Origin of the sequence: Paenibacillus sp. FSL H8-0537 (genome assembly GCF_038051995.1) — a bacterium.
GTDB lineage: Bacteria > Bacillota > Bacilli > Paenibacillales > Paenibacillaceae > Pristimantibacillus.
In genome coordinates this window covers 3,676,726-3,701,188 of sequence record NZ_CP150290.1, presented here as the reverse complement: position 1 = coordinate 3,701,188, position 24,463 = coordinate 3,676,726, and the positions used below count along the sequence as shown (strand labels likewise).

Annotated in this window: 23 protein-coding genes and 1 pseudogene; 18 read left to right on the top strand and 6 right to left on the bottom strand. The window is 48.0% G+C overall.

The window, feature by feature from the left end; all coding sequences use genetic code 11:
- Positions 1-10: 10 nt before the first annotated feature.
- Entirely contained in the window at positions 11-2,344 is a 2,334-nt protein-coding gene (locus MHB80_RS15475; RefSeq protein WP_341277842.1) for a DNA topoisomerase 3, read from the top strand.
- A 194-nt stretch (positions 2,345-2,538) separates the two neighbouring features.
- Here MHB80_RS15475 and MHB80_RS15470 read toward each other — a convergent pair whose 3' ends face one another.
- Both MHB80_RS15470 and MHB80_RS15465 read right to left on the bottom strand, forming a co-directional pair.
- Entirely contained in the window at positions 2,539-3,273 is a 735-nt protein-coding gene (locus tag MHB80_RS15470) for an HAD family hydrolase (RefSeq protein ID WP_341277841.1), read from the bottom strand.
- Positions 3,274-3,427: 154 nt separating this feature from the next.
- Complete coding sequence (locus MHB80_RS15465; protein ID WP_046232593.1) at positions 3,428-3,652, bottom strand: hypothetical protein; 225 nt, start codon at positions 3,650-3,652, stop codon at positions 3,428-3,430.
- Positions 3,653-3,935: 283 nt separating this feature from the next.
- On the opposite strand from MHB80_RS15465, the gene MHB80_RS15460 reads away from it, so the two are divergent.
- From MHB80_RS15460 to MHB80_RS15410, 11 genes are all read left to right on the top strand, one after another.
- On the top strand, positions 3,936-4,661 hold the full coding sequence (locus tag MHB80_RS15460) for an ATP-binding cassette domain-containing protein (RefSeq protein WP_341277840.1): 726 nt from the start codon (positions 3,936-3,938) through the stop codon (positions 4,659-4,661).
- The gene (locus MHB80_RS15455) at positions 4,658-5,173 is read left to right on the top strand and encodes a GNAT family N-acetyltransferase (protein ID WP_341277839.1); all 516 of its coding nucleotides are present in this window, start codon (positions 4,658-4,660) and stop codon (positions 5,171-5,173) included. The genes MHB80_RS15460 and MHB80_RS15455 overlap by 4 nt, the downstream gene beginning before the upstream one ends.
- 16 nt (positions 5,174-5,189) lie before the next feature.
- A complete protein-coding gene (locus MHB80_RS15450; RefSeq protein ID WP_341277838.1) occupies positions 5,190-5,801 on the top strand; it encodes a DUF3298 and DUF4163 domain-containing protein in 612 nt (203 codons plus the stop codon).
- Positions 5,802-5,834: 33 nt separating this feature from the next.
- Positions 5,835-6,428 (top strand): response regulator, encoded by a 594-nt coding sequence (locus MHB80_RS15445; protein WP_341277837.1) that lies wholly within the window; start codon positions 5,835-5,837, stop codon positions 6,426-6,428.
- 121 nt (positions 6,429-6,549) lie between these two features.
- The gene (locus tag MHB80_RS15440; protein ID WP_341277836.1) at positions 6,550-8,184 is read left to right on the top strand and encodes an amino acid permease; all 1,635 of its coding nucleotides are present in this window, start codon (positions 6,550-6,552) and stop codon (positions 8,182-8,184) included.
- Between the two features lie 378 nt (positions 8,185-8,562).
- Positions 8,563-9,585, top strand: a complete 1,023-nt coding sequence (locus MHB80_RS15435) for a phosphotransferase (RefSeq protein WP_341277835.1) — start codon at positions 8,563-8,565, stop codon at positions 9,583-9,585.
- Between the two features lie 18 nt (positions 9,586-9,603).
- Entirely contained in the window at positions 9,604-10,527 is a 924-nt protein-coding gene (locus tag MHB80_RS15430; RefSeq protein ID WP_341277834.1) for a polysaccharide deacetylase family protein, read from the top strand.
- A 38-nt stretch (positions 10,528-10,565) separates the two neighbouring features.
- Positions 10,566-11,525 (top strand): MoxR family ATPase, encoded by a 960-nt coding sequence (locus MHB80_RS15425; RefSeq protein WP_341277833.1) that lies wholly within the window; start codon positions 10,566-10,568, stop codon positions 11,523-11,525.
- A 150-nt stretch (positions 11,526-11,675) separates the two neighbouring features.
- Complete coding sequence (locus MHB80_RS15420) at positions 11,676-12,650, top strand: DUF58 domain-containing protein (RefSeq protein ID WP_341277832.1); 975 nt, start codon at positions 11,676-11,678, stop codon at positions 12,648-12,650.
- Positions 12,647-14,038, top strand: coding sequence for a DUF4129 domain-containing protein (locus MHB80_RS15415; protein ID WP_341277831.1), 1,392 nt, complete (start codon positions 12,647-12,649; stop codon positions 14,036-14,038). The genes MHB80_RS15420 and MHB80_RS15415 overlap by 4 nt, the downstream gene beginning before the upstream one ends.
- Before the next feature lie 199 nt (positions 14,039-14,237).
- Positions 14,238-14,561 carry a DUF2834 domain-containing protein gene (locus MHB80_RS15410; protein ID WP_341277830.1) on the top strand — a complete coding sequence of 108 codons (324 nt, stop codon included), beginning with the start codon at positions 14,238-14,240 and terminating at the stop codon, positions 14,559-14,561.
- Between the two features lie 464 nt (positions 14,562-15,025).
- Here the strand turns inward: MHB80_RS15410 and MHB80_RS15405 are convergent, their stop codons facing one another.
- Positions 15,026-15,646, bottom strand: a complete 621-nt coding sequence (locus MHB80_RS15405; protein WP_341277829.1) for a hypothetical protein — start codon at positions 15,644-15,646, stop codon at positions 15,026-15,028.
- A 147-nt stretch (positions 15,647-15,793) separates the two neighbouring features.
- Here MHB80_RS15405 and MHB80_RS15400 point away from each other — a divergent pair.
- Positions 15,794-15,997, top strand: a pseudogene (locus MHB80_RS15400) (helix-turn-helix domain-containing protein); the annotation flags it as partial.
- A gap of 405 nt (positions 15,998-16,402) precedes the next feature.
- Here the strand turns inward: MHB80_RS15400 and MHB80_RS15395 are convergent.
- On the bottom strand, positions 16,403-16,870 hold the full coding sequence (locus MHB80_RS15395) for a hypothetical protein (protein ID WP_341277828.1): 468 nt from the start codon (positions 16,868-16,870) through the stop codon (positions 16,403-16,405).
- Positions 16,871-17,161: 291 nt separating this feature from the next.
- Here MHB80_RS15395 and MHB80_RS15390 point away from each other — a divergent pair, with 291 nt between their 5' ends.
- From MHB80_RS15390 to MHB80_RS15380, 3 genes are all read left to right on the top strand, one after another.
- Entirely contained in the window at positions 17,162-18,259 is a 1,098-nt protein-coding gene (locus MHB80_RS15390) for a DUF3626 domain-containing protein (RefSeq protein ID WP_341277827.1), read from the top strand.
- Positions 18,260-18,415: 156 nt separating this feature from the next.
- Positions 18,416-19,093, top strand: a complete 678-nt coding sequence (locus tag MHB80_RS15385; RefSeq protein WP_341277826.1) for a GNAT family N-acetyltransferase — start codon at positions 18,416-18,418, stop codon at positions 19,091-19,093.
- Between the two features lie 410 nt (positions 19,094-19,503).
- Complete coding sequence (locus MHB80_RS15380) at positions 19,504-20,418, top strand: NAD(P)/FAD-dependent oxidoreductase (protein ID WP_341277825.1); 915 nt, start codon at positions 19,504-19,506, stop codon at positions 20,416-20,418.
- Positions 20,419-20,526: 108 nt separating this feature from the next.
- On the opposite strand, the gene MHB80_RS15375 is transcribed toward MHB80_RS15380, so the two are convergent.
- Complete coding sequence (locus tag MHB80_RS15375; protein WP_341277824.1) at positions 20,527-21,513, bottom strand: YpdA family putative bacillithiol disulfide reductase; 987 nt, start codon at positions 21,511-21,513, stop codon at positions 20,527-20,529.
- A gap of 142 nt (positions 21,514-21,655) precedes the next feature.
- Here MHB80_RS15375 and MHB80_RS15370 point away from each other — a divergent pair, with 142 nt between their 5' ends.
- Positions 21,656-22,189, top strand: coding sequence for an ADP-heptose synthase (locus tag MHB80_RS15370; protein ID WP_099520235.1), 534 nt, complete (start codon positions 21,656-21,658; stop codon positions 22,187-22,189).
- 127 nt (positions 22,190-22,316) lie between these two features.
- On the opposite strand, the gene xerS is transcribed toward MHB80_RS15370, so the two are convergent.
- A complete protein-coding gene (gene xerS / locus MHB80_RS15365) occupies positions 22,317-23,390 on the bottom strand; it encodes a tyrosine recombinase XerS (protein ID WP_341277823.1) in 1,074 nt (357 codons plus the stop codon).
- Positions 23,391-23,632: 242 nt separating this feature from the next.
- Here xerS and MHB80_RS15360 point away from each other — a divergent pair, with 242 nt between their 5' ends.
- Positions 23,633-24,295 carry a cell wall hydrolase gene (locus MHB80_RS15360; protein WP_341277822.1) on the top strand — a complete coding sequence of 221 codons (663 nt, stop codon included), beginning with the start codon at positions 23,633-23,635 and terminating at the stop codon, positions 24,293-24,295.
- The last annotated feature ends 168 nt before the right edge of the window (positions 24,296-24,463 follow it).

Genomic DNA, 24,463 nt, shown 5'->3' with positions numbered 1-24,463 from the left:
AGGCGATTTGTTGAAGACATTAATTATTGCGGAGAAACCGGATATGGGCAGGACGATTGCTGCCGTGCTTGAGCCAAAGGCAGCGAATCGCCGAACGTATCTGGAAGGCGACCGTTATATTATTACATGGGCGATTGGGCATCTGGTATCACTCGCTGAGCCTGACCAATACGACGCGCGCTACAAACGGTGGAATGATCAAGACTTGCCGATCATTCCGCAGGTGTTCAAGCTATGGCCGAATCCGCGAACGAAGGATCAGCTTAAGACGATTGGCGAGCTTGCCAAGCGATGCGGCAGACTTGTTAACGCATGCGATGCCGGGCGCGAAGGCCAGCTTATTTTTCACCTAATCAGACAATATTTGAAGCTGGCGCAGCCCACGGACCGGTTATGGATATCGGATTTGACAGCGGAGACAATTCGCCGCGGTTTTGACTCGCTGCGCAGTGATGACGAATATGAGCCGCTTACAAAAGCAGCACGTGCCCGCAGCGAAGCCGATTGGCTGATCGGCATGAATGCTTCTCGCGCTTTTACGATTCGCCATAAAGCCTTGCTTTCTGTGGGCCGTGTACAAACGCCGGTTTTGGCACTGCTGTATGATCGCCATAAGGAAATTACGGCGTTTCAGTCGGAAACTTATTTTGTCGTTAAGGCGGCGTTTGACCAGTCCGGATTTGGCTATTCTGGCATTTGGCAGGGGGAGCGTCTGACCGATAAAGCGAAGGCGGAGGCGTTGGCTGCAAAGACAGCAAATAAGCCTGCGAAAGTGGAAGATTACCAGGTGGCGGAAAGCAAAGAGTATCCGTTCAGGCTTTATGACCTGACGCTGCTGCAGCGGGAAGCCAATGGCAAGCATGGCTATTCGGCCAAGAAGACGCTCGATATTGCCCAAGCGCTCTACGAGAAGCATAAGGTCATTACGTACCCGCGGACCAACTCCAACTATGTAACCGAGGAGAACATTCCGGTCATGGGCAATGTATTAACGATGCTACAGGGCACTAGCGGCTATGGCGAGCTTGCGAAGGGAGCGGACCGTTCTCGTGTTCACAAAGGGAACAAAGCGGTGTGTAATCCATCCAAAGTCGAAGATCACCATGCCATTATGCCTACACCGAAGCGTGCTTCTGGCCTCAGCCAGGAGGAGCAAAACGTCTACGACATGATTGTCAGACGTTTTCTATCGCATTATTATCCGCCGGCGGTATACAAAAACCACACGGTGCTGACGGTCGTCGAAGGCGAAACCTTCCGCACAAAGGCGAAGGAACAGCTGGAGCCTGGCTGGAAAGTAGTGCTGCCCCAGCAGGATTCCACTGCGGCTAAGCCAGCTAAGCGAGGCAAAGCCAAGGATGATAAGGAAGCCGATGATGAGGAAATGCTGACCGATAAGCCATTTAAGCTGGACCCGCATGGAGCGGTTCATTGCAGCAGCGTTGAGGCGATGGAAAAAATGACTCAGCCGCCCAAGTCCTTTACAGAGGGCACGCTGCTCAAAGCTATGGAAGGCGCAGGAAAGTCCATGGAGGATGATGAGCTGAGGGAAGCGATGAAGGACACCGGTCTTGGCACGCCTGCAACACGGGCAGCGACAATCGAGCGGCTGAAGCATGTTGGCTATATCCAACTGGCAGGTAAGAAGCTGGATATTACGTCCAAAGGGCTCGCTGCGATTGAGCTTATCCGGAATGCAGGCGTTGAGCTGCTCGCTTCGCCAGAAATGACGGGACGCTGGGAGCAGCGGCTGCACCAAATTTCCAAAGGCGAAGCTTCGGATGATCGTTTTATTGCACAGGTGAAGCAATTCGCAGCAGTCATCGTCGATAAGGTTCGTCAGCAGCGTCCTGCCGCGCCTGGGACGTTCGAGGATACCTCTGCGAAAGGGAAGAAGGCAGCAGGCTCGACGAAAGGCGGAGGCCGTACAAGCAGCTCACGCTCGTCAGAAGCGAAAGCAGGCACGAAGTCGCCTGCCGGGGTTAGCAAGAGCAGGAGCTCCACACGGTCAGTCGGTAGCGAAGCGGCGAAGCCGTCCAAGCAAGCAGCGGCTTCTGCTGCTTCAAGAGGGCCGCTAGCTGCCTGCCCGAGGCAGGGCTGCAATGGCAGTATTATTGAAGGCAAGCGTGGTTATGGCTGCAGCAGCTTTCGCGAGGGCTGTTCTTTTGTTATTTGGAAGGAGCAGCAGGGGAAGAAGATTACGCTGCCGATGCTGCAATCCCTGCTGGAGAAAGGGGCAACCAGCCAACTCACCTTTAAGCAGTCTGATGGAAACAGCTTGAAGGGCAGGCTTGTATTGACCGACCGTGACAAAGGGACGCTCACGATTCGGCCTGCTGACTAGATATCTAACTTTCGTACCATAGTTGCTTGAGCATTTTTCGATTTGTTCAAGCGCTACCGAACATCGCAGCAAAATAAGCCGCCGAACCAACAAATCTGCTGGTAGGGCGGCTTATTTCATCTCGAAACGGTATCTTTGCCGCTAGAGGACGGCGACAGCCGTTTACGCTTGAGATTAATCTTGTATTTCTTTAACTAGCGATTAATATATCCATAGATGGCTTCCGGCACTTCAACTAAATCATTCAAAGTGAAAAAGGCCCCTTTAGGCTCAACTTCAATATTGACGACATTATATTGCCATTCGGTATCCTTGCGCATATGAATGGCGTGGATGCCGGCAGTCAAGGCAGGCACAACATCCGTACGAATGGAGTTGCCAATCATCCAAGTGCGAGCGCGATCCAGCGCGGTTTCTGCTAAAATATGCTCTAATGCCTCATTGGTTTTATGTTGGCGGATATAGATGCGGTTATTAAAATATTTGCTCAGATTGAGCTGATCGATTTTGCGGGTTTGAATCAACTGCTCGCCACCTGTATAGAGATGCAGCTCATGCCCCTGATTTGCTAAGGAGTACAGCGTCTCCTCCATATTTGGATAGGGCTCAGTATCATGCTCATATACGCTAAGCCCAAGCTTCCATAGAAAGTCCTGCTCAACAGTAGAGCGCTTCCGACCTGTAACGTCGGAGAAATAGGCGTAGCTGTCAACGAAGGATTGGGGGAAATGCTCGCTCTTGAAACCAAGCACAGCAATTCCGGCGATATCAATTTCTGTTTGTTTATCCCTTACAGCGTTTGCAGTAACGTCTTCATATCCGGCAAACCAGGTCGTCATCGCATCTACAAATTGACTAATGACCAAATAGAAATATTTATTACAATGAATTAATGTATCGTCGAGGTCAAACATAATGTGTTGCTTCATAAAAAGCACGGCTCCTTTAGCGCAAAATAGACGGTGTATGAAATCAATCTACAGTATCGGGAGCCTTACGTCAACGCAGCAAACCCGTTTTCACAACAGTAAATTAGGAAAATTAAGGATGAACAGTAGGACAGCCGGACATTTTTATGAAAAATCAAGCATATTTAAGCTGCGACACCAGCAGCGTTGTCTTAATAAAAGCGATGCGGCGGCGGATATAGAAATCCAAGCTGTCGCCCCGCAGGTCATTCGGAGAGATCACCTCCTCAGAGCTGTTATCAATAATCGTCAACTCTCCGTTTGCATAAAACTTAAAAGTTAAATCCCGACGTGGCCAATTTTTCTCAACGTAACGAAAATTTTCGCAAGTGCTCTTCATGGTGATCCTGCCTCCCTTATTAGATGTTTGAAAAATAGTCAATAGGAACCTTTGTTCTTGTTTTTATTATAGCAAACATTTGTTCGTGTGGAAACTGTTTTTTGTTTCCCGTAAACTAGATTTATATAAATGAGCATTTTGCATAAATCCCCTCAGCAACTTTCAATTTACAATATTTTGAGCGAAGCGGTTTTATCGGTCTAAATATTGCACCTGGGAGCGACCCGAATCGAATTATACAAAATGCTGAAAATATGATGCGTGAAACAAAGGGGCGCGGAAAATGATAAGAATTTCGAATTTGACGAAGGTAATTCCAGGAGGGCCGAAAGTGCTCGACGATATACATTTGGATGTGGAAGATGGCGAATTTATCGCCATTAAGGGCGCGAGCGGAAGCGGCAAGTCGATGCTGCTTAAATGCTTGGCGCTGCAGGAAAAATGGACGCGGGGAACTTACAAGCTGGATGGAACGGACGTACTAAAGCAAGGTCTAACCGGTAGATTTAAAGTTCGCCGTGAGGTGGCTTATTTGGAGGAGAAGCCTGCTTTGTATCCGAGCAAGACGGGACTGAAAAATGTGGTTATCGGATCGGTGACCCAGACGCCGGCTTGGCGGCGATGGACCGGCATGGTACGCGGCGACGATTATATGGGCGCCATGGATACGATAGAGAAGCTTGGCCTTCTCGATAAAGCACATCTGAAGGCGGAGAAGATGAGCGGGGGAGAACGCCAGCGCATCGCCGTTGCCCGTGCGCTCGTGCACGGCGCGAAAATCATTTTGGCGGACGAACCGGTATCCGGACTTGACCCGCACACGGCTGATCAGGTGCTCGGGGATTTAAAACGGCTTTGCACAGAGCAGCGCGTTACGGTTATTGCCGTGCTGCATCAAGGGGATTATGCGGAACGTTTCGCGGACCGCATTATTGGGCTCAATAATGGCAAGCTTGTCATTGACATTAGAGGCAGGCGCTTGACCGAACGGGAGAAAATGCTGCTATGAGCGAAGTAAAGCTGAGATTGATTCAGCAGCATGAGCTTTTACAGGCGCTGGAGCTTGAGCAGCGCTGTTACTCACCTGAGGCCGCGGCGACTGGAGCGGGATTTCAGTACCGTTTTCAAGAGTATCCTTCGTATTTCTGGTCCGCCTGGTCAGAGGATGGAGAACTGCTTGGCATAGCCAATGGGATTCGAACGGAGCAGGAAAGCTGCGGTGATGAGATGAAGGGAAGTCACCAAGGCGAATACGCGGGAGACAACTTTTGCATACTGACTATTGCTGTAGCTCCGGCGTTCAGGCGCAGGGGAATTGCTGCAAAACTGCTGGACAAGCTGATCCAAGCATGCGAAAATGAAAGGCTGAAAGCGATTATACTAATGTGCGAGCAGCCTCTTATTTCTTTTTATGAGCAGGCGAAATTTACATACGTAGGCAAGGCTTCTTCCACACATGGAGGAATTGAGTGGCATGAGATGAGGCGTAATCTGCATACAATGGAACATTCTAGCGAATAGGCAGGTGTAGCCCCATATGGCGTTCCAATCTCCTGTAATCGTTCAGTCTGTCCGCAGTACGTCTCCAAAGGCCGAACTGTGGCTGCCTCATATTAGCGGGGGATCCAATGAGGCAGCGGATAGTCAAATCAATGGGATCATTCACTCAGCAGCGCAGCATCTCATAGCCGAGCAAGGTACGCTTGAAGACCCGCATGCGGAGATGCAAGGATATTTTGAGCTCAAAAACAACCAGAAGGATGTGCTCAGCCTGTCTTTGTTCAACTATGCTTATACAGGAGGAGCGCATGGACTGACGCTGCAGCAGTCGCTTACCTTCAAGCTGACAACGGGACGTTCTTATGCGCTTGCTGAGCTGTTTAAGCCTGGCAGCAATTATATCGTCAAGCTGTCTGCGCTGGTCACCGCTCAAATCAGGTCACGAGATATTAGCACGCTGTCGCCGTTCAAAGCCATAAGGCCAGATCAGGACTTTTATATTGCGGACCGGACGCTGGTGCTTTATTTTGCCCTCTATGAGCTGACGCCTTACGCTTTTGGTTTTCCGTATTTCCCTATCTCCGTCTATGACATTGAGGATATGATTAATGAAAATGGCCCGCTCGGACCAATGGTCGTCAATTATTGATTTGTGCAACTTTGCAGCAGGAGAGAAGACAGCATGATGTATATTATTTTATTATGCGCTGTATTTGTCACGACGATCGCTTTCGTTGTTTATTTGCAGTATGTGAAAAAGGACACGGGGCCGAGCCTTTCCGCGCCCCCCGTTCGGCGACAGTCTTTAAGCTTGCAACTGAGTCCAGTAAAGAAAAGCTTTCCTGGCAAGCAAGGCATCGGGCGCAGCCAGCAGGCGCTCAAAGCTTTGGCTGGCAGCGCGGATGCAGCAAAGATAGCGGAAGGTAAAAAGCTGCTTATAGTTGACGACCAGCCGCTCATTCGGCTGATGCTGGCAGAGCTGTTTCAGAAGGCGGGATTTACCGTGTATGAAGCTGCGGATGGGATGAGTGCGCTTGAGCAATTCGAGCGTCATGGTGCGGACTGCATTTTGCTTGATTTTATGCTGCCTGATATGGACGGATTGGACGTGCTGTGCGCGATTCGCAAAAGCGATGCGAGCGTTAAAGTATTGCTTATTACCGCCTACGGGGAGCCTGAAAAAATGGAGGCTGCGGCTGAGCTGGGCATTACCGAGTGGATAGAAAAACCGTTTGATACCGACCAATTGTTGAATCGGGTGCTCGCGCTAGTATAGGGTGCCTGCTTTTGCCTAATAGTTAATGTCATAAATAATTAATGTCATGATTTATTCTGCTTGATTGCTGGCATGAGCCCTTCAACCCTCACATATAATGCTTAACGATGGGGGTGGTGGGATGATTGCGCTCGTAATCGGGCTAGCTTTATTTTTCGCTGTATGTGCGGCTGCATTAGCTGGGGCTGTGAAGGCGCAGCAAAGTATCAAATCTTCAAGCCATCAGAGCATGACGGCTTATGCCACCTATATTCAAATGCAGCAGGATAAGCATGATTTGAATCTGTTTGGGCTTGCCCAGCAGCTTAGACGCAAATTTGGAGCGGCTGCTTCATTCGGACTTTCATTCAACACGATGGGGCTGTGTGCAGCAGCTTTGTTGTTTCTCGCGCCTGCCCTGCAGCAGGGTGGGCCCATTGTCGTCGGCATCGGCATTCCGCTTGCTGCGCTGTTTGCCTTAATGGTAAGTGCATCGCTTGCTGAGTTGTCATCTGCTATTCCGACCGCCGGTGGCGTCTATCACTGGTCCTCCGCATTAGGAGGACGTGTATGGGGCTGGCATGCGGGCTGGTTTCACATGGCTGGATACATGGGTCTCCTGCTGCTGACCAATCTGCTATGCGCCTCCTTGCTGGATGGACTGCTTGCGGGCTGGCTAGGTTATATGCCTTCCATATGGACGAAGGCCATTATTGCCTTGGCAATGGTGATCACGCAGGCCGCTTTACACAGCCGGGGCGTCCGCCTGCTGGCTGTTCTGCTGCGCAGCGGACTGTGGCTGCAGCTTATCGCTGCAATCGCTGCAATCGGCATTCTAATGGCGCTGTATTGGCCGGGCGCTTTTTCACCAGAGCTGTTATTTACGCTTCCTGCCTATAACGGAGAGGGGAAGGGGCAGTCCACCATTGGCCTGCTTGCAGGCTTTCTGCTTCTGCAAAAGCTGTTTCTCGGCATGGACAGCGCTGCCCAAGGTGCCGAGGAGACATCCGATCCCCGCATTCGCGTGCCATGGGCGATCTATTTATCGACGGCTTACACGTTTATTATTGGCTTTGTGCTGCTGGCTGTGCTGACTCTTGTATGGCCTGGCTTCTCAAATGGAGGCATACCGACTGGCGGGAGCGTGTGGTTTGCGGGCAGTTTGCTGGATGCTATAAGCCGATCCCCGCTCGTGTCACTGCTTCTAGTCGTACTGCTCTATTCAAGCAGCAGCAGCGTCCTGATCGCTTGCTCGCGATTGTTGTACAGCCTGACGCGCGATAAGGCGCTGCCTTTCAGCAAGCAGCTGTCGGGCGTTAACCCCGCAACTCAATCACCCAGGAAATGCGTCTGGCTCGCTGCCGTTTTGTTTTTCTTTATCCTCGTGACATCCTGTTTGTTCATTCCAGAGCAGCTGCTGACGGCTGTCGTCCCCAGCTTCACACTGATTTGCCTATACACGGCGTATGCAATACCGATAGCGTTAGCGCTGCGCGCAGGCAAGAAGCACAAACTGCTCATAGATGCGCCTTGGCATCTCGGAAGGTGGAGCCCTGCGGTGAATATAACGGCACTGGTCTGGCTGCTGCTTAGCGTTGTGCTGGCGGCAATCGTGCTTGGCAAGGAGGGCATCATGGGAGCGGGTGCGGTGCTGCTTGTGTCGGCAGTGCTGGATTTGCGGTACCGAAGACGTCATCTAGAGACGCTGCAAAGCCGCCTGAATAAAACTCACGGAGAAATTATTAGAATTGAGCGAAAATTCGAACTAACGGAATGAGGAGCGAGTATGGGAAATAGAGAGGTGGAAATGAGCCGTCTATTTCCCGGGGAAGCGCACAATCCAACATGTTTAAAATGATTTCGACAGCAGGCTAACGATTGCCTAATAAAGCTTAAAACACGAGATAGCGTGTCTGCCCACAACAGATGGAGGGGGCAAAATCAGTGGAAACTAGATATGGCAAAATGAAGGCGCTCAGAAGCGATAAAGCAGTATCTAGCTGTTACAAAATGTGTCGAAGCTTGCCTGTAAAAGGGCACTTCAATTAAGGGGAAATAGCGAATGTCATCGGCTGATTTCCGCTTTTTTGCCAACTTCTGCTCCCAGCAAGTATAATAAAGGCAGCAACTGGTAGCTTAGGGGAGGACAAAACCATTGAGTCAGCATGATTTTTCAATATTTTTGGACCAATATGAGCTTGGCGCACGATGGGAAATAGCTGCCGGAGACAGCGGCATGAACAATACAACACGGATCGTGCAGGCGGGAAATAACCGCTATGTGCTGCGAATTTACAACAATCATCAGAATAAGTCCACCGTTTTGCTGGAGCACGAGGTGTTATTTGGGCTGTTGGGGCAAAAAAATCGCCATTTTGACGTTCCGATGCCTGTAGCGAACCGCGCAGGGCAGACCGTAACAGAGGCGCAGGGCGGCAAGTTGGCGACATTATGCCATTTCATTGAAGGCAAGCGACCTTCCGTCGAAAATAATTCCCACATTAGGGGACTCGGAACCGCTGCGGCTGCCTTATGCAAAGGATTAAGTGTCATTAAGCCACAGGGGGAGCCTATTTATGATCCCTATTACAAGCTGGAGCAATCTTATGAGGCCATAAGCATCCCAGCAATGCGTGATATTACCGGCGAAGCTGGGCTGCTGCCGGAATTTGAGGAGCAAATCACTTGCTTGCAGCAGGAACGAGAAAGCTTGCGCAGCTACCTGAAAAGCATAGCCGAGCTTCCCCATCAATGGATTCATGGCGATTTGAATTTCAGCAATTCCGTTGCACGTGGGGATGCTGTAGTCGGCTTGCTGGATTTTGAATTTTGTACCGTCGATGTAAGGGCAATGGAGCTTGCAGTCGTTATTGTGGATTTGATTGACTGGGCAGATGAAGGGCAGCTTGAGCGTATCGCCTTGTTTTGTGAAGGCTTTGGGGCGGAATTGCGGTTGACAGAGGAAGAGGCACACGCCATTCCGCTGCTGCTTAAGCTGCGGATGCTTGATGTGACGCTGCATTTTATGACACGCTGGCGAGAGCAGCTTGACGAAGCGGCGGTTTTGCAGAAAATTGTAATCCAAGCGGCAAATATCGTTGAATGGACAGGCAGCAATGAACTGCGTTTGAAAGCGCTATTTCAGGAGCGGCTTGCTGGTGTTGGTCAACCACAATAATTTGGAGGAGTTGGGCTCATGAGTGTTGCAGCCGCATTAGGATACAGCAGCGATGAAAGACTGCTCATTGTTAATGCAGATGATTATGGCTTATGTGGTTCAGTCAATAAAGCGGTGGAGCAGCTGTTGGAAGAGCGTGCAGTAAGCTCGGCAACGATTATGATGCCGTGCCCCGCAGCACGGGAAGCGGCGAGGTGGAGCGCACTGCATCAGGAGCATGATGTTGGTGTTCATTTCACGTTTACAAGCGAGTGGGATAATTATCGCTGGGGGCCCATAAGCAAGCCCGACGATGTTCCTTCTTTGCTCATAGAGGGCGGATATTTCCCGAAAGATAGCCGCACGTTCGAGCTGCAGGCCGACTCCGAGCAGGTTGAGCGAGAGCTGGTTGCCCAGATAGAGCTTGCCCTGCAATTAGGGATCAAGCCGAGCCATGCCGACAATCATATGGGCAGCTTGTATGGGCTTGCGACAGGCAAGCATTTTTTACCTATTGTATTCGACGTGTGCGCCAAATATGGCTTGCCTTTTCGCCTTCCGCGTCATTTGCTTGGTGATCGTGCACAAACAGCCTCTCCAGAGCTTGCTGAGCAGGCGAAGCAGCTCGGAATGCTGGCGGATTCCAAAGGCGTCATCATACTGGACTACTTAGTCGCCTTGCCATTTCAACTGCAGGCTGGGGAGACGTATGTGTCGTTCAAAGAGGCGATGAAACAGCAGCTGCGCAGCCTTAAGCCGGGTTTGACAGAGCTTATTATTCATCCGTCGCTCGTAACCGATGAGCTGTTTTCCTTCCATGGCCAGCCTGAGAAACGCGGGCTTGAGTTCCAGCTGTTCCGTGATCGCGAGATCGTGCAGGTACTGCATGGCGAGGGCATTCGGCTCGTTCGCTGGTCGGAGCTGCAGCGTGTGCAGCGCGAGCGCTGTGGCTGGGGCCAATAGAACATCTTATTCTATAGTGAAAAAAAGGAGCTGCTAATATGTCTTACCAATCCATTGCTGCATTATCTGAACAGCTGAGAAGCAATATTGGCCGCGTTATCGTAGGGAAAGAGCATATTGCCGATTTATTGTTTATCGCATTAATTACCGGCGGCCATGTGCTGCTGGAGGATGTGCCCGGAACGGGCAAAACGCTGCTGGCCAAATCGCTGGCGAAGTCGCTCAGCCTGACCTTTCGGCGTGTGCAGTTTACACCGGATTTAATGCCGTCAGATTTGACGGGCATTCATTTTTACAATCAGAAGCAGGGCGATTTTGAGTTCCGTCCCGGCCCTTTGTTTACGAATATGCTGCTGGCTGATGAGATTAACCGCGCCACTCCGCGAACGCAGTCCAGCCTGCTCGAATGTATGGAGGAGCGGCAAATTAGTCTTGAGGGCGAGACGATGCCGCTTGCGCGGCCGTTCATGGTTATGGCGACGCAAAATCCCGTCGAGCATCAAGGAACGTTTCCGCTGCCAGAAGCGCAGCTGGACCGTTTTTTATTCAAGATTAAAATGGGCTATCCCACAACGGATGAGGCGCTGCAAATTTTGAAGCGCTTTAAAGAACACGACCCGCTGGAGCAGCTTGCACCTATTGCAGGGGCAGACGAAATTGCTGAAGCTCAAGCGCTGTATTCCTCCGTACGCGTATCGGATGATGTGCTGCTTTATATGTTGAAGCTTGTAGAGCAGACACGGAGCAGAGAAGAAGTGCAGACGGGCGTAAGCCCTCGCGGCAGCCAGGCGCTGCTGAGAGCCTCGCAGGTGCAGGCGATTTTGCGGGGAAGAGATTTTGTAACGCCGGATGATGTTAAAGCGATGGCGCAGCCCGTGCTGGCCCATCGTCTTGCGCTTCGTGGACTGCAGCGTACACAAGGCAGCGCAGATAAAATTATTGAAGATATTATTAGGCGAACCGAGGTTCCTGCCGAGGCAGGGCTTCTCGTTAAATAGGCTAGTTAATAGACGATGCTTGTCTTTTCTTTTATTATCGCTGCAATCATTATTGTTATGCTTCAGGCTAAAATTTTTCGCAGATTTGCTCTGCGGAGCATTAGCTACTCTAGGCGGTTTAGTCAATCAACCTGTTTTAGTGGTGATCGTATGGAATTGGTGGAGCAATTGTCAAATGGCAAGTGGCTGCCAGTTCCTTGGCTTCGCGTCGAATCTCAATTATCCTCTCAGCTCATCTTTCGCTCGCAGGACAATCTTGCGGTGAGCAGCGGGGAGCATTACCAGAATCATAAAAGCTTTTTCAGCCTTATGCCTTATACAAAAATTACTCGCACGCATTCGTTCGTCAGCGCCAGGCGGGGGGTGTACAAGCTTCGCTCGGTTGCCCTGACCGGCGGCGATTTGCTGGGCATTCAGCATGATATGAAGCAAATGATGATTGAAGGCGAGCTGCTTGTATATCCGCTCCCTGCACAGGTACCGTTGGATGAGCTGCCCTCCCATAGCTGGCAGGGCGAGACGTCGGTGCGGCGCTGGATTGTGGAAGATCCATTCGTTGTGGTAGGCGCAAGAGATTATCGCCCTAGCGACTCCTTCAAGGCGGTCAACTGGAAAGCGACTGCTCGGGCAGGAAAGCTGCAGGTTCATCAATATGATTATACAGCTGACCGGAAGCTGATGATTTATTTGAATGTTGAGGATCATGAGGGCATGTGGCGTACGATTTCGGATGAAGCATTAATCGAACGGGGCATTGAATGGGCAGCAGGAGCAGCGGAGGCTGTTACGGCGAGCGGTATGGAAGTCGGCTTTGCCGCTAACATGCCGCTGCAAGGCGAGCTTGAAAGTGCCATGCTGCTGCCCCGCAGCGGACATGACCAGTGGCTGGCGATACTGGAGCTGCTCGCCAAGCTGTCGCTGACCCGGACGGAGCTGTTCAGTGATCTGCTGCAAAGGGAGAGCGAGCGCGGTGTTAGCGGCTGCGATGTGCTCATTATTTCTGCGTATTGGAATGAAACGCTGGAGCTTGCTGCCCAGGAGCTGCGTTTTGGAGACAACTCCGTCTCGGTTTGGCTATTAGCAGGGCAGGCTAACGAACAGCTGCAGGCAGGTGGCGTATCATGAACAAATCGCTTTCGCTTAGCGGAAAAATCGCAGGAATAGCTGTAGGGAAAGGCTTGCTGGAGCTGTTGTTTTTTCTGCCTTTCGTTTTGCCGTTCGGTGCTTATGCGCTCTCAGGCAGCCTCCTTATCGTATGGCTGATCAGCTTGCCATTATGCTATGGCGCTGGCTCGCTGCTGCTTGCCATTTCAGAGAAGCTGATTAACAGCAATCGGGCAACAAGACTATGCCTTGCTTTGTTGATTGGCATTTTACTTTCTGATGGCTTGCTTGCTATATGCGGGGCAATGGCTTCAGCATCAGGAGCAAGCTGGGAAGCTTGGTGGCCCGTGCTGGCTGTTTTCAGCAGCATCGCTGCTTACCGGGGAATGAATGAACGGCTGCACGGCTGGTCTTTTATATTTACAGGAAGTACGATGATGATAGGCATTTTCGGCTATTTAGCACTGCAATTGGCCCAATTTTGGCTCATCCCGCTGCAGCAATACTCGATTTTGATGACAGCGGGCGGAATCATAGCGTTGATTGTTTATTTTTTCATAATAAATGAGCGTCTTATGCAGCGCGAGACGAATCAGACGGGGCAGCATCGTCCAATCTCAGCTTCTATAGAAGCCTTCAAGCGTCAAAATAGATGGATGCTTGCATTGCTGCTGCTGCCTATTATTGCAATTGGCTTCATCAGGCAAATTACGCAGGGGATAGAATGGGCAGTGCGTTCCCTCGTTCAGCTGCTTCTGTCATTAATGACGGGACGCGAGGCAGAGACACCTGCCTCACAGCAGCCGGAAGCATCGCCGCCGCCCGCTTTTCCGCCTGTGGAGCAAAAAGATCCTGCCCCTTGGCTCGTTTGGATAGAAAACGTATTGAAAGTCGTTATTATAATTATCGTGCTTGCTGCGATAGGATTGACCCTATATTGGCTGCTGCGAACCGCCTATCGACTCTCGAAAAAATTTCTCGCCAAGATGGCAGAGCGCTCTGCTGAAAGGCTGGGAGCCGAACAGGGCTACACGGATGAGGTTGAAAGTTTAATGACCTTAAATAAATGGCAGAACGGCTGGCGGCTGCGCAGAAAAAGCAAAAGGGGAGAGCCTGCTGTTAAGTGGGAGGAGCTCACAGGAACGAGGGAGCGTATTCGCTATTTATACAGCCGCTGGGTGAAGCGCAGCATAAGCAAGGGTTATGTGTATCAGGCTCATTTGACGCCTAGGGAAACGGCCGAAGAACTGGTCAAATGGCAGGCGGCTGCAAAAACAGCGGATAGCTATAGCGAAGCAGAACAAAAGCAGCTAATCAAGCTTTATGAGGAGGCGCGCTATAAGGAGGAGGAGCCGCAGGAGGAAGCGGTAAATGCCTTGTATGCACGCCAGCAGAAACGCGGTAAATAGTTCAAAATAGCCTGGTCGGAGAATGGTCCGGTCAGGCTGTTTTGAATGGGTGTTCAAGGAAATGATATATACTTGTAGTTGGAGGTTTTGCGGTTTTTTCGTGTGGAAGTTCATACGCTAAAAGGTGTCGGACGTAAGAAATTCACCGTTGCGAACAGCGGACAGCAAGACATACTTTTTTGGAATTGGAGGGTTATAAATGAAGTACTTTTACGGAATATTATCTTTTTTGGGACTCGTCTTGCCCTATTCGCAATTCATCCCTTGGGTCGTGCACAACGGCCTCGATTTGTCTCTCCTATTTGCAGCCATAACCAATACGCGTATCGGAGCTTTTGCATGGATGGATGTTTTAGTTACCGCGATTGTGCTTATGGGATTCATTCTGTTAGAAGGCAACAGAAAGAGAATGAAATATTTATGGCTGCCGATTGCAGGTACGCTACTGGTAGGTCCTTCACTGGGTCTTCCCTTGTTTTTGTTTCTTCGACAATTACACTTGGAGAAAAACATTCTAAAATAAAATCAAAGGTGGGAACGGAAATATGGTTAAATGAATCAGTTTAAAAATATTCGGCATTTCTTGAACGTCATGATGCCACGATCGTTTGCTTGCTCAGATTGAGGCATCTTCCCTTACTCTTTTTCCCGAGTCATCAACAGAATTAAAGCCGCGGTTAGAAGAGTGGGAAACAAACGTCCGACAATAGAACTTATTGGTTCTTTAGTAGTGTACATCGTAAACGAGAGGTCTGATGTTGAAGTCGAAGTAACAGCTTTAGTTTGAAAACTTGCCGTTACTGACGGTGATGAATAATTTGTCACAAGTACCGGCAAGCCTTTATATGTAATTTTCTTCAAATGTAGGAATCGGAATGCTCATACGCCGACTTTTACGGGTTGAGCTCTTGTCGTTAAGTAAATTAACGATCAGGTTGCTTGGATAAATAAAAAAGAGCCGCGCATTATGCGGCTCTCAATCTGATTTTATCGACCAATCGTGTTCGAAGCCCAGACAGGAATCCAACTACTGGGATAATTGCTATTTGTCAGGGTTGAGTTATAGAGAACTAAATTCCCATCATTTTGCATGATTAGCGTGTCACCAGTTGTGTTAGTTGGCAAACCTCTTCCGTGCTTAGAAATCCAAGAGGCGGTATCGGTAAACCAAGCGTCTTGAATTTTAGTAGTGTCAATTACCCAAACCGTATCATACCCCCACCCATAGTGATATTCGAATTTACCTGTGGCGTGGTTGAATCCAAAACGATAAGCATATTGGTATACATTTATAGGTTTTGATCCATATTGGTACATTACCAGTTTCCCAGTGGGTTCAAATTTAAACGAAAAGGCCCCAATTTTATTAGTACGGCTGCTCCAAAGAGAAGAACCATTCTGATAGATGACAAAATTTCCGTCACTCTGCCAAATGGCTGAAAACCTACCATCCTGCGAGGTGAGATAGTCGCCCATTGCAAAGCTGCCACCTATAGTAAGCCTATCTCCAAGATTGCCTGCGGAAGCCGTCGCTGGTAAGGCAAATACCAAAAGCAACAAGTAAGGTATCAAAATACGAAAAAAACGGGAAAAAAGTGGTTTACTCATATGACACACTCCTAATCTTTATATTGGTTAAAGCTAAATGCATAGAATTACAAACTGTTTCAGTTAGTGCATGTTTCTGTACAGCATTCTGTCAGGGGTGGCAAAGGAGAAATTAACCCGCCCCAATTGGTATGAAACTGGAATTAAGAATGGAAGCCTCTGATTTTATTTATATTGCTGCATGAGGGGACCAAGCGATTTGGAGAACTGAGGCGAATGCTTCCGGTAATTACGCAGGGTATGCTTACCAATCAACTGCGGGAGCTCGAACGGGATGGGCTTGTCGAACGTCGTGTATATCAGGAGATTCCTCCTAAAGTTGAGTACAAATTAACCGTTCATGGACAAACGCATAGAATAGCATGCGGAAAGCAGGAATAGATTAACGAGACTTGCCGTTACAGAAAGCGCACTGAACCGTATCATAAATAAAGGCAGGTTTTTGTGAAGGACTCCATGCGGGGCATGGATTTGTATATATGTGTGTAGGATTAGGGCTATGGTTCATGAAAATGATAGATGTAAGAGAAATTACTTTTTTTGAAATCGAATTAATTCCATTTTTTTGTAGATATGGCATAGAATAAAGGTAGGCATTCAAGGACAGCAACGGTCTGCCCAAATACATAGCAGTTTTGGCTTAAAATTGTAGGAATTGGACCAGGCGGAGCTGTTTTATGTAAAGGTTTACAAAAAATAGCCTGAATGATTGCAACAAGAAGTCCGGGGAGGGTGGGACTTCTTCGATGTCAAATCTTAATAGTCTAGCCGGTCTGTGATATACCCGGATACATGCCATGTATTCGTGCTGTTATAAAATTTAAAATAATTTCCGACCGGTTGGCTTAAACCGTATACACTGCCAGGAATCGCCGAAGCGACCTTCACATTATTTTTGTAAATATCGAATTTGCCATTGATCTGATCGACGGTAGTCGATCCAAGACTGACTAGTCGGAATTCAAAACGGTCGGTTCCGACTATCGAGATTGCATTGAAAAATGCCTGATTTCCTGAGGCCAGCGGGGCTTCTGTCCAACTCGCTATCGCATTGCCGCTTGTCGAGGTCAGCCAATTGCCTGTCGTTCCATCCAATACATACAACGGTTTTTGTGAAAAAACACCGTGGACATATGTGGATGGTGCTGCCGAACTGCTTAAACTAAAACCCATTACAAAGATGGAAAACAATAGAACAATAGAAGTGACTAGCCTTTTTTTCATTATTCCACTCCTTTAAATTAATAATTGCCTCCCCACAAATGGAGCATATGATAATAAAACTAATATATACATAAATATGAAAATAAGGGTAATTTACCGCCGTTTTGTTCTCGATTAAATCGATCTCTATTTTCAACACAGAGTCAATCCTAAAGTTAGAATTGAAGTGATGATAGGCACAATGGCTGATCTCGTCAACGGTCCAGAACAAAAATGTCTTAAATTGCTTGAACCGGTTTTAACGGGCAGGAGAGTTGAATAACGAACTGAAGTTTAAGGCAGGTGTTGTAGATGTCAAATAACAGTCGACTTACGATATCACAAAATAGGGCGATTCAGCATATCAAGCAGTATGCTTCTTCGAGAAGGGTAGCTGCGCAGGCATCAATTCGAGAAATTCTCCATTTGTCGAATATCCCTTTGAGTAGTTTTGAAGATGCTGTCTCGAAACTTCGATCGCATGCCAGAGTAGCGTTGCATTTCCATCCTGATCGTCCACTTGCTGACAAGAAAAGCGTGGCACAAGCATTACTTGAGCAAGGGATATATAAGAGTCAGTTTGAGACGCAGATTTCTAATGGCAGCGTGTCCGCCTACCCGGGAGGCGCTCGGGATCTCTGGGAGATGAAGTTGTTTGGAGGCGCTTATCAGTTGGAAGGCATCACCAACAGTGAAAGGCCAAAATACGGCGCGTTAGATTTAATGTTGCATTCTGATGGTCCGTCTCCGAGGTTTGGTTCGTGTTATTTCCTTCTTGCTTCACAGGCATCCTATCGTTGCACATATACTTACGGTGGTTCTCAGGATGATCCTCTAGAAAAAGGAACCTATGAAGAATTCGATGACATTTTAGCCGCCGTTCTTAAAGATGCATTCTTCCGAGAATATGCTCTTGGAGAAAAGAATCTGTCGCCCCGAAAAGTGGTCGATTGGCTTTTGTTCTGCTTAAATCTCCCTATCACTGAACGTATAAAACAGATGCCTAGTCGAAATCTTAATCACTTCATTGAGGCCCAAATTCACGGTGATATTTTTCTGCAAGATGACGTGGAAATACTGGTGGCCGATCCTTCATTTCAAGGAACAGACATAGAGGGAACTTTTGAGAAGCTATGCTTAAAATATTCAATAGAGCTTCATTGGCATAAGGGATTTGCTATCCAGGCCGATAAAGTACCACCGGATTTTAGGGGGTCAACCATGCCATTACTCGCCAAACGTATAGCCATCGACAATCTAATTGACGTTAGAGCAGTCGGAACTGCGGTCAATGATTTGATATGCACTCCGGATCTTTGGAGTGATAGAGGAAATTTAGATGGGGTGCTTCAGGAATTAAAATACATGTGGCACGTGCTGGTGCGATTCGGAGAACCGTACCATAAGTAGCGGCAATTTTTTTTGTTGAAACGTAAAGAAGATGATTTAAACTACTTAGGAAAGATGGTATCTTGGATACAGATTATGGTGAGAGCGAGTCATTTTTGATGATAATTAAATTGTACAGGGAAAGGGTGAGTGAATAACAATAGAGGAGGTAAGCCTTTGTACAACCATTTAGAACTAATGAGCATTCAAGCAGAAGTTCTCTATATTCATGATCATGCTGGACGTATCACAACGATTAATGAGCCAACGAACCAGCCTGCTCCTCGATTTTTTTTGGGACAGACCGTTGCTGGTCGCATTGTAAGATTCCGTCGCGACGTACCAAATCGCCTAGTCCATGACATTCTGCAATTCATGGATCAGGGTGATTCAACCGAGCAACTTGCTAATGTTATTCGCACGTTGGAGAAGGACAGAGAAATTAGAGGCTTATGGATGGGCCCGGCTTTTACATTTCATGAAACTGTAAAGGATTACACAGGCGCCACCTTGGTTACTGAAGACAATAAATACTACTTGGAACCAGGGTTTCCTACTCTGTTATCGGAACTGAAGTTTCGAGGACCTTGTTTTATGGTGACGGAAAACAACATGGCTGTATCTGTCTGTTTTAGCGCAAGAAGTAGCAATAAGGCTGCAGAGGCCGGAGTCGAGACATTGAAAGATTATCGAGGAAAAGGATATGCGATGCGCGTAACATCCTCATGGGCCCAAGCGATAAGATGGTCTCAGAGGATCCCTTTATATAGTACATCATGGGATAATTATTCTTCGCTGTCCATTGCAAAACGCCTCCGTCTTCACCTTTATGGAACGGATATTTCAATACATTAAGATTTACATCTAAAAGAAAGGCCATCCCGAAAAGGATGGTCTTAAAACTTGCCGTTACGAGCAGCGCGGAGAGAGGAAATATTATCCCGTTATTCCGAGTATTTGGTACGAACCATGAGGTAGTGTGCCCCCCTTGTTCGGCAGCATATTCTTCACTTAACCATACCAGACCTGCCGGCAAAAAATAAAGCTTGAATTACAGATTTACTTTGTCTATAATAATATTTGCAGCTCAATAGTGGATATTAAGTATCTTTAATAGGTGGTTTTAAAAAGATATTTTATACAAAAAAAGGTGTGATATTTTTCCAATCTCTAAATAATCGTAGCACAATAGAAAACGATGAGAATTAGAATGGTTTTTTTTATTTTTCAATTAAAGACATTAAAACTCTCGGAAGGTGGTTAATATGGAACAATTGATGGATGTTGCGATTATTGGTGGAGGGCCGGCAGGGCTTAGTGCCGCGCTAGTATTAGGCAGAGCGAGGAAGAGTGTTATCGTCATTGATGAAGAGCGTCCGCGCAATCGGGTGACACAGGAGTCGCATGGCTTTTTAACGAGAGATGGAATTAAGCCTGGCGAGTTTCGTCAAATCGCGCGCGAGCAGATCAGTGTCTACCCATCCGTTCATTTTGAAAATGATTCAGCCGTGGCGATAACGGGAGTCGATGGGGCATTTATGATTACGACCGCAAAAGGATCAGCCTTCGGGGCCAAAAAGCTGCTTTTTGCCGTAGGGATGAAGGATCTTCCACTTGATATTGAAGGATTAAATGACGTTTATGGAAAAAGCGCATTTGTGTGCCCATATTGTGATGGCTGGGAAATGAGGGATAGGAAGCTAGTTATAATATCCAAGGGGGATCATGCGCTGCACTTTGCCAAAATAATAGCAGCCTGGACAAGCCAATATACCATTTGCACCGATGGTCCAGACGAAATGACTGCTGAGCAGCGCGAGGAATTGCAGCAGCATGATGTGCCCATATTTGACTCGAAAATTCAGCGAATTGAAGCAGCTAACGGCAGCGTTCAGCAAGTTGTGCTGGAGGATGGATCGATCCTATCGTGCGAAGGTATCTTCTTTGTGCCAAAGCTGGCGATTGGATCGGATCTTCCGCAGACAATAGGCTGTGCAATGACAGAAGCAGGGGCTGTTATAGTCGATGAGTTTGGCAAGACGAATGTGCCGGGCATCTATAGTGCCGGAGATGCTGCTTCCCAAAAGTATCAGGTCGTTGCGGCGGCTTCAATGGGATCAATGGCGGCTGTAAGCATCAATAGTGAATTATTGGGAAAAGCATGGAGCGAGCGGGGCTAACCGTTTCATGACAGATTTATAAAAGAGGCTGCCCATACTCAGGTGCACAGCGCATTATATTGCGCTCTCTGGGCATGGGCAGCCTATAATCGTTATGGTTCCTGCATTTTATTTGTCGGCTGTGGTGCTTTGAGCGATATGCGCGGCAATTTTTCTGCCGTGGAAACGTCCGGTTTCGATGAAAATTTCATTCGCTTCATGGCGTGAAGCAACAACACCGGCCAAAAACAAGTTTGGCACATTCGTCTCCATCGTCGCTTCGTTGAAAAATGGATAACCTTCCTCGGCCATCACGACGCCTGTGTCCGTCAGAAAATCCCGATCCGGATGAAAGCCAGTCAGCGCAAGCACAAAATCATTTGCAATCGTATGTTTGTCCTCGGGGTCTTCAAGCGTGACGCTGCGGTCGTCGATGCTCGTAACGCGAGAGCGGAAGCGCATCGTAATTTGCCCCTTGGCTACTTTGCTTTCAAAGCCTGGTTTCACCCATGGCTTAATGCTTGATGAATAATGCTCACCGCGATAAATGACGGTCACCTTCGCCCCGATCCGTTCAAGCTCAAGCGCTGCATCTATAGCAGAATTGCTGCCCCCAATAATCGCGACCTCCATTCCAGTATACGGATGGGCCTCGCGGAAAAAATGCGTCACCTTCTCCAGCTCTTCCCCAGGAATGCCCAAATAATTTGGATGGTCAAAATAACCGGTCGCAATAATAACATAGCGGCTGGAATAGGTCAGCGATTCGCCAAAGCGATTGGTGCTGGAGAGCGTGAAGCGGCCATTATCACCAACGACTCTCGTTACCGTCTCATAAGGATTAATCCGAAGCTCATGGCGCAGCGCCGCTGTGCGATAATAATTCATCGCTTCAAGCCGCGAAGGCTTGTCATTGGGCGTCGTGAAGGGAATATCGCCAATCTCAAGCAGCTCGGGCGTACTGAAAAAGTGCATATAGGTCGGATACTGCGAGATCGAATGGACCAGATGGCTTTTTTCTATGATAAGGGGCTGGATTCCGATGCGCTGCAGCTCAATTGCCGCAGCAAGGCCGCATGGACCAGCGCCAATAATGATAGCTTCTTCTCTAATCATGTATGTACCTCCGATAATGATTTCCCCACCATTGTACTGCGGCGCGTGGAATTAATGCAAATTTGGCGAATGGCTATCTTGTACACCAGTTGGATTATTGTATAATAATGTGGAAACGTTGTTTTATAGAAGGAGGTCAAACATGCCGCGACGGTTTGTTATAGAGGCAGTGATGGTGGCAACTTATGGTCACCTTCTCGTTCCAAGCAGTGCCATTGATTATGTTGTTCCTTATTCATCCATTTTAGAGCTTTATGATATGAGAGACGGATCGGATCCCGTAATGGAAGATCCGGATGATGATGCTCATGTCAAAAATAAAATTGGCGAGCTGATTGCTTTTTTTGAAGATCCGCTCAACCGTAAAAAAATCGAACGTACGATGCAGGTACCTTGGCGGGAAAGCTCGCCGCTGCTGCTAAACGAGCGGATACAGTTTACAATTGTACATGCTGTAGATAGCGCACAATACGGCGAGGCATTTGATCCGATCGAAACGGAGCTGCTGCTGACCGCATTGAAATTTAATTTGCCGCTGCTTTCCGACCAGTTTGAGTTTCAAGATAAGCTGATTCAAGCAGAAATCCCTGTACAAATTTACGATATTGAAGATTTTGAGTTTGCGGTGGAAGAGGGCATTTCCGCTACAGATATGGAGCTGTCCAAAGATTTTTGAGCATATTATATAGCACAAAACGAAAAGCCTTCTTGCATAAGCTGAACGCCAGCTGCAGCCGAGAAGGCTATTTGACTTTAGTTGGCTTGACTAGCCTAGGCCAGTTGGCTTCGCCAAATATCCAGAGTTATTCCCGATCAATTGCTTCCGCCATCGTCTTATCGGTCAAATGGGCGTAAATTTGCGTCGTCTCCGGAGATGCATGCCCAAGCTGCTCCTGCGTTTTGTACAAGTCATTGCGCAAATAATAATCAGTTGCGAACGAATGGCGCAGCTTATGTACGGATAAATAGGGCTTGCCGAAACGCTTCGCGTATTTCATAACCATGGCCTGCACCGCCCGTTTCGTCATCCGCGAGCCTTCTTTTTTGCCGTTAGCAATGGCAAGGAACAGCGCTTTTTCACGCTTTGGCGCTTTATAATGCGTATCGCGCATTTGGAGGTACACCTGAAGGTCATCTACCGCCTCTTGGCGAAAATAGACCGGGGTTTTAAACGAATCGTCGTTTTTACCTTTGCGGTAAACATGCGCGAGCTTTTTTTTCATATCAATGTCGTCGACGTTGAGATTGATTAGCTCAGATACGCGCAGGCCGGAATGCAAAATAAAGCTGATGATGCACGTATCCCGTATTTTGTTCAGCTCATAGGAATACAGCGCCTGCTTGTTGCTGGCAAGATCGCTTTCGTAGCCGCTGGCAATATAAGCAAGAAACTCCCCAATTTCCTCCTCCTGCAGCAGCTTGCCTTCCAGCTTCGCCGCTGTATCCTTAGGCTTGCTTGTGCGCTTAATAGCAACCTTCGCCATGACATTGCGCTTCAATAGCGGATAGAACTGCTCATCCTCAGCGATCTGACTCAAATAATGAAAGAGCGAGCGCAGCGAGGACAACTTGCGAGTTATCGTCGTTTTACGATTATTATGGCTCGGATGGGTGGCGAGAAACATGCGGAAGCTGTCAATGCTGTCCATATGAAGCTGCTCCAGCTCCGTTAGCTGAACATCCTTGATTACCGCAGCCTCAGAGAGGCCTTCTGTAATAAGCCAATTTAGAAAAAGCTCATAATCCCTTACATACTCAAGCAGCGACGAAGGAGAGAGGTCTGGCAGCTTATAATTAATAAATTTCTCAATATACCAAGGCATGGATGGAACCCGTTTGTCGAGCTCCTGCCGATCCTTCACTTTAATAATGTTCATCCTTTATCACCTCTGCCGATCATCTAACCCTCATTATAGCAGTTCCCTGGAGAAAACTCCCGTACAGCGTATAAATGAGCCGAGTACAGCTGTTCAAACATTAGTAAATTCATGTAATTAAGCAAATACGGTTACTTTCATATTAATACTATGCTAAACTCATACGAGTGCTGAAATTAATAAAAAATATATTTTCAAAAAATAAGTTTTAACTTGTTTTGTAAAGGAGGAATATTAGAATTATGAAAAATAAACGAATATTTCGCAATTGCTTATCATATATATTTGCAATTGTTATGGTCGTCAGCTTGCCGCTTCAAATCGTTGGAGCCGCGGCACCAGCTACACTGAGCTATGGCAGCAAAGGGGTAGATGTTCCCGACGTTCAGTATCGATTAAAGGTTTTAGGGTATTTTATGAATGACGAGGTAACGGACTTCTACGGTAAAATGACGGAGGATGCCGTGAGACGGTTTCAAAAAGATTATGGCCTTCAATCCGACGGCATTGCTGGCAAACAAACCTGGAAGACGCTGAAAAAAGTATCCGTCAGCGAGCATGAGCTTAATCTGCTGGCTCGTATTATTTTTGCCGAATCGCGTGGCGAGCCGTTTAAGGGGCAGGTCGCTGTAGGCGCTGTTGTTATGAATCGGTTAGCTTCCTCGCAGTTCCCTGATACGCTTAAAGGCATTATCGAGCAGCCAGGTGCGTTTACAGCAGTTGATGATGGACAATACCAGCTTAAGCCGGATTCTACAGCATACAAGGCCGCAGTCGAAGCCGTTGCCGGGAACGATCCGACGCATGGCGCGCTGTATTATTTTAACCCGAAGACGGCAACCTCATCCTGGATTTGGACGAGGGAACAAATCGTACAAATTGGCAATCATATTTTTGCTATTTAAAAGTATTATATCCAGCACGCAGCAGCAAAAACTCGCTCGCTTCCTGAACAAGGAAAGCTTGGCGAGTTTTTTTAAAATATAAGCATGTATAAGTTTCCCCCTTATACTCCGCTTATATTTCACCGCGAAACGTCAGCTTTACCGCCAGAGGACGGCGAGAGCCGTTTA

Coding starts and splice junctions, on each gene's coding strand:
- MHB80_RS15470 (WP_341277841.1), bottom strand. CDS start 3,273: ATGAAGCAACACATTATGTTTGACCTCGACGATACATTAATTCATTGT.
- MHB80_RS15395 (WP_341277828.1), bottom strand. CDS start 16,870: ATGAAAAAAAGGCTAGTCACTTCTATTGTTCTATTGTTTTCCATCTTT.
- MHB80_RS15440 (WP_341277836.1), top strand. CDS start 6,550: ATGATTGCGCTCGTAATCGGGCTAGCTTTATTTTTCGCTGTATGTGCG.
- MHB80_RS15445 (WP_341277837.1), top strand. CDS start 5,835: ATGATGTATATTATTTTATTATGCGCTGTATTTGTCACGACGATCGCT.
- MHB80_RS15405 (WP_341277829.1), bottom strand. CDS start 15,646: ATGAGTAAACCACTTTTTTCCCGTTTTTTTCGTATTTTGATACCTTAC.
- MHB80_RS15465 (WP_046232593.1), bottom strand. CDS start 3,652: ATGAAGAGCACTTGCGAAAATTTTCGTTACGTTGAGAAAAATTGGCCA.
- MHB80_RS15430 (WP_341277834.1), top strand. CDS start 9,604: ATGAGTGTTGCAGCCGCATTAGGATACAGCAGCGATGAAAGACTGCTC.
- MHB80_RS15450 (WP_341277838.1), top strand. CDS start 5,190: ATGGCGTTCCAATCTCCTGTAATCGTTCAGTCTGTCCGCAGTACGTCT.
- MHB80_RS15425 (WP_341277833.1), top strand. CDS start 10,566: ATGTCTTACCAATCCATTGCTGCATTATCTGAACAGCTGAGAAGCAAT.
- MHB80_RS15375 (WP_341277824.1), bottom strand. CDS start 21,513: ATGATTAGAGAAGAAGCTATCATTATTGGCGCTGGTCCATGCGGCCTT.
- MHB80_RS15420 (WP_341277832.1), top strand. CDS start 11,676: ATGGAATTGGTGGAGCAATTGTCAAATGGCAAGTGGCTGCCAGTTCCT.
- xerS (WP_341277823.1), bottom strand. CDS start 23,390: ATGAACATTATTAAAGTGAAGGATCGGCAGGAGCTCGACAAACGGGTT.
- MHB80_RS15370 (WP_099520235.1), top strand. CDS start 21,656: ATGCCGCGACGGTTTGTTATAGAGGCAGTGATGGTGGCAACTTATGGT.
- MHB80_RS15415 (WP_341277831.1), top strand. CDS start 12,647: ATGAACAAATCGCTTTCGCTTAGCGGAAAAATCGCAGGAATAGCTGTA.
- MHB80_RS15380 (WP_341277825.1), top strand. CDS start 19,504: ATGGAACAATTGATGGATGTTGCGATTATTGGTGGAGGGCCGGCAGGG.
- MHB80_RS15410 (WP_341277830.1), top strand. CDS start 14,238: ATGAAGTACTTTTACGGAATATTATCTTTTTTGGGACTCGTCTTGCCC.
- MHB80_RS15360 (WP_341277822.1), top strand. CDS start 23,633: ATGAAAAATAAACGAATATTTCGCAATTGCTTATCATATATATTTGCA.
- MHB80_RS15390 (WP_341277827.1), top strand. CDS start 17,162: ATGTCAAATAACAGTCGACTTACGATATCACAAAATAGGGCGATTCAG.
- MHB80_RS15455 (WP_341277839.1), top strand. CDS start 4,658: ATGAGCGAAGTAAAGCTGAGATTGATTCAGCAGCATGAGCTTTTACAG.
- MHB80_RS15460 (WP_341277840.1), top strand. CDS start 3,936: ATGATAAGAATTTCGAATTTGACGAAGGTAATTCCAGGAGGGCCGAAA.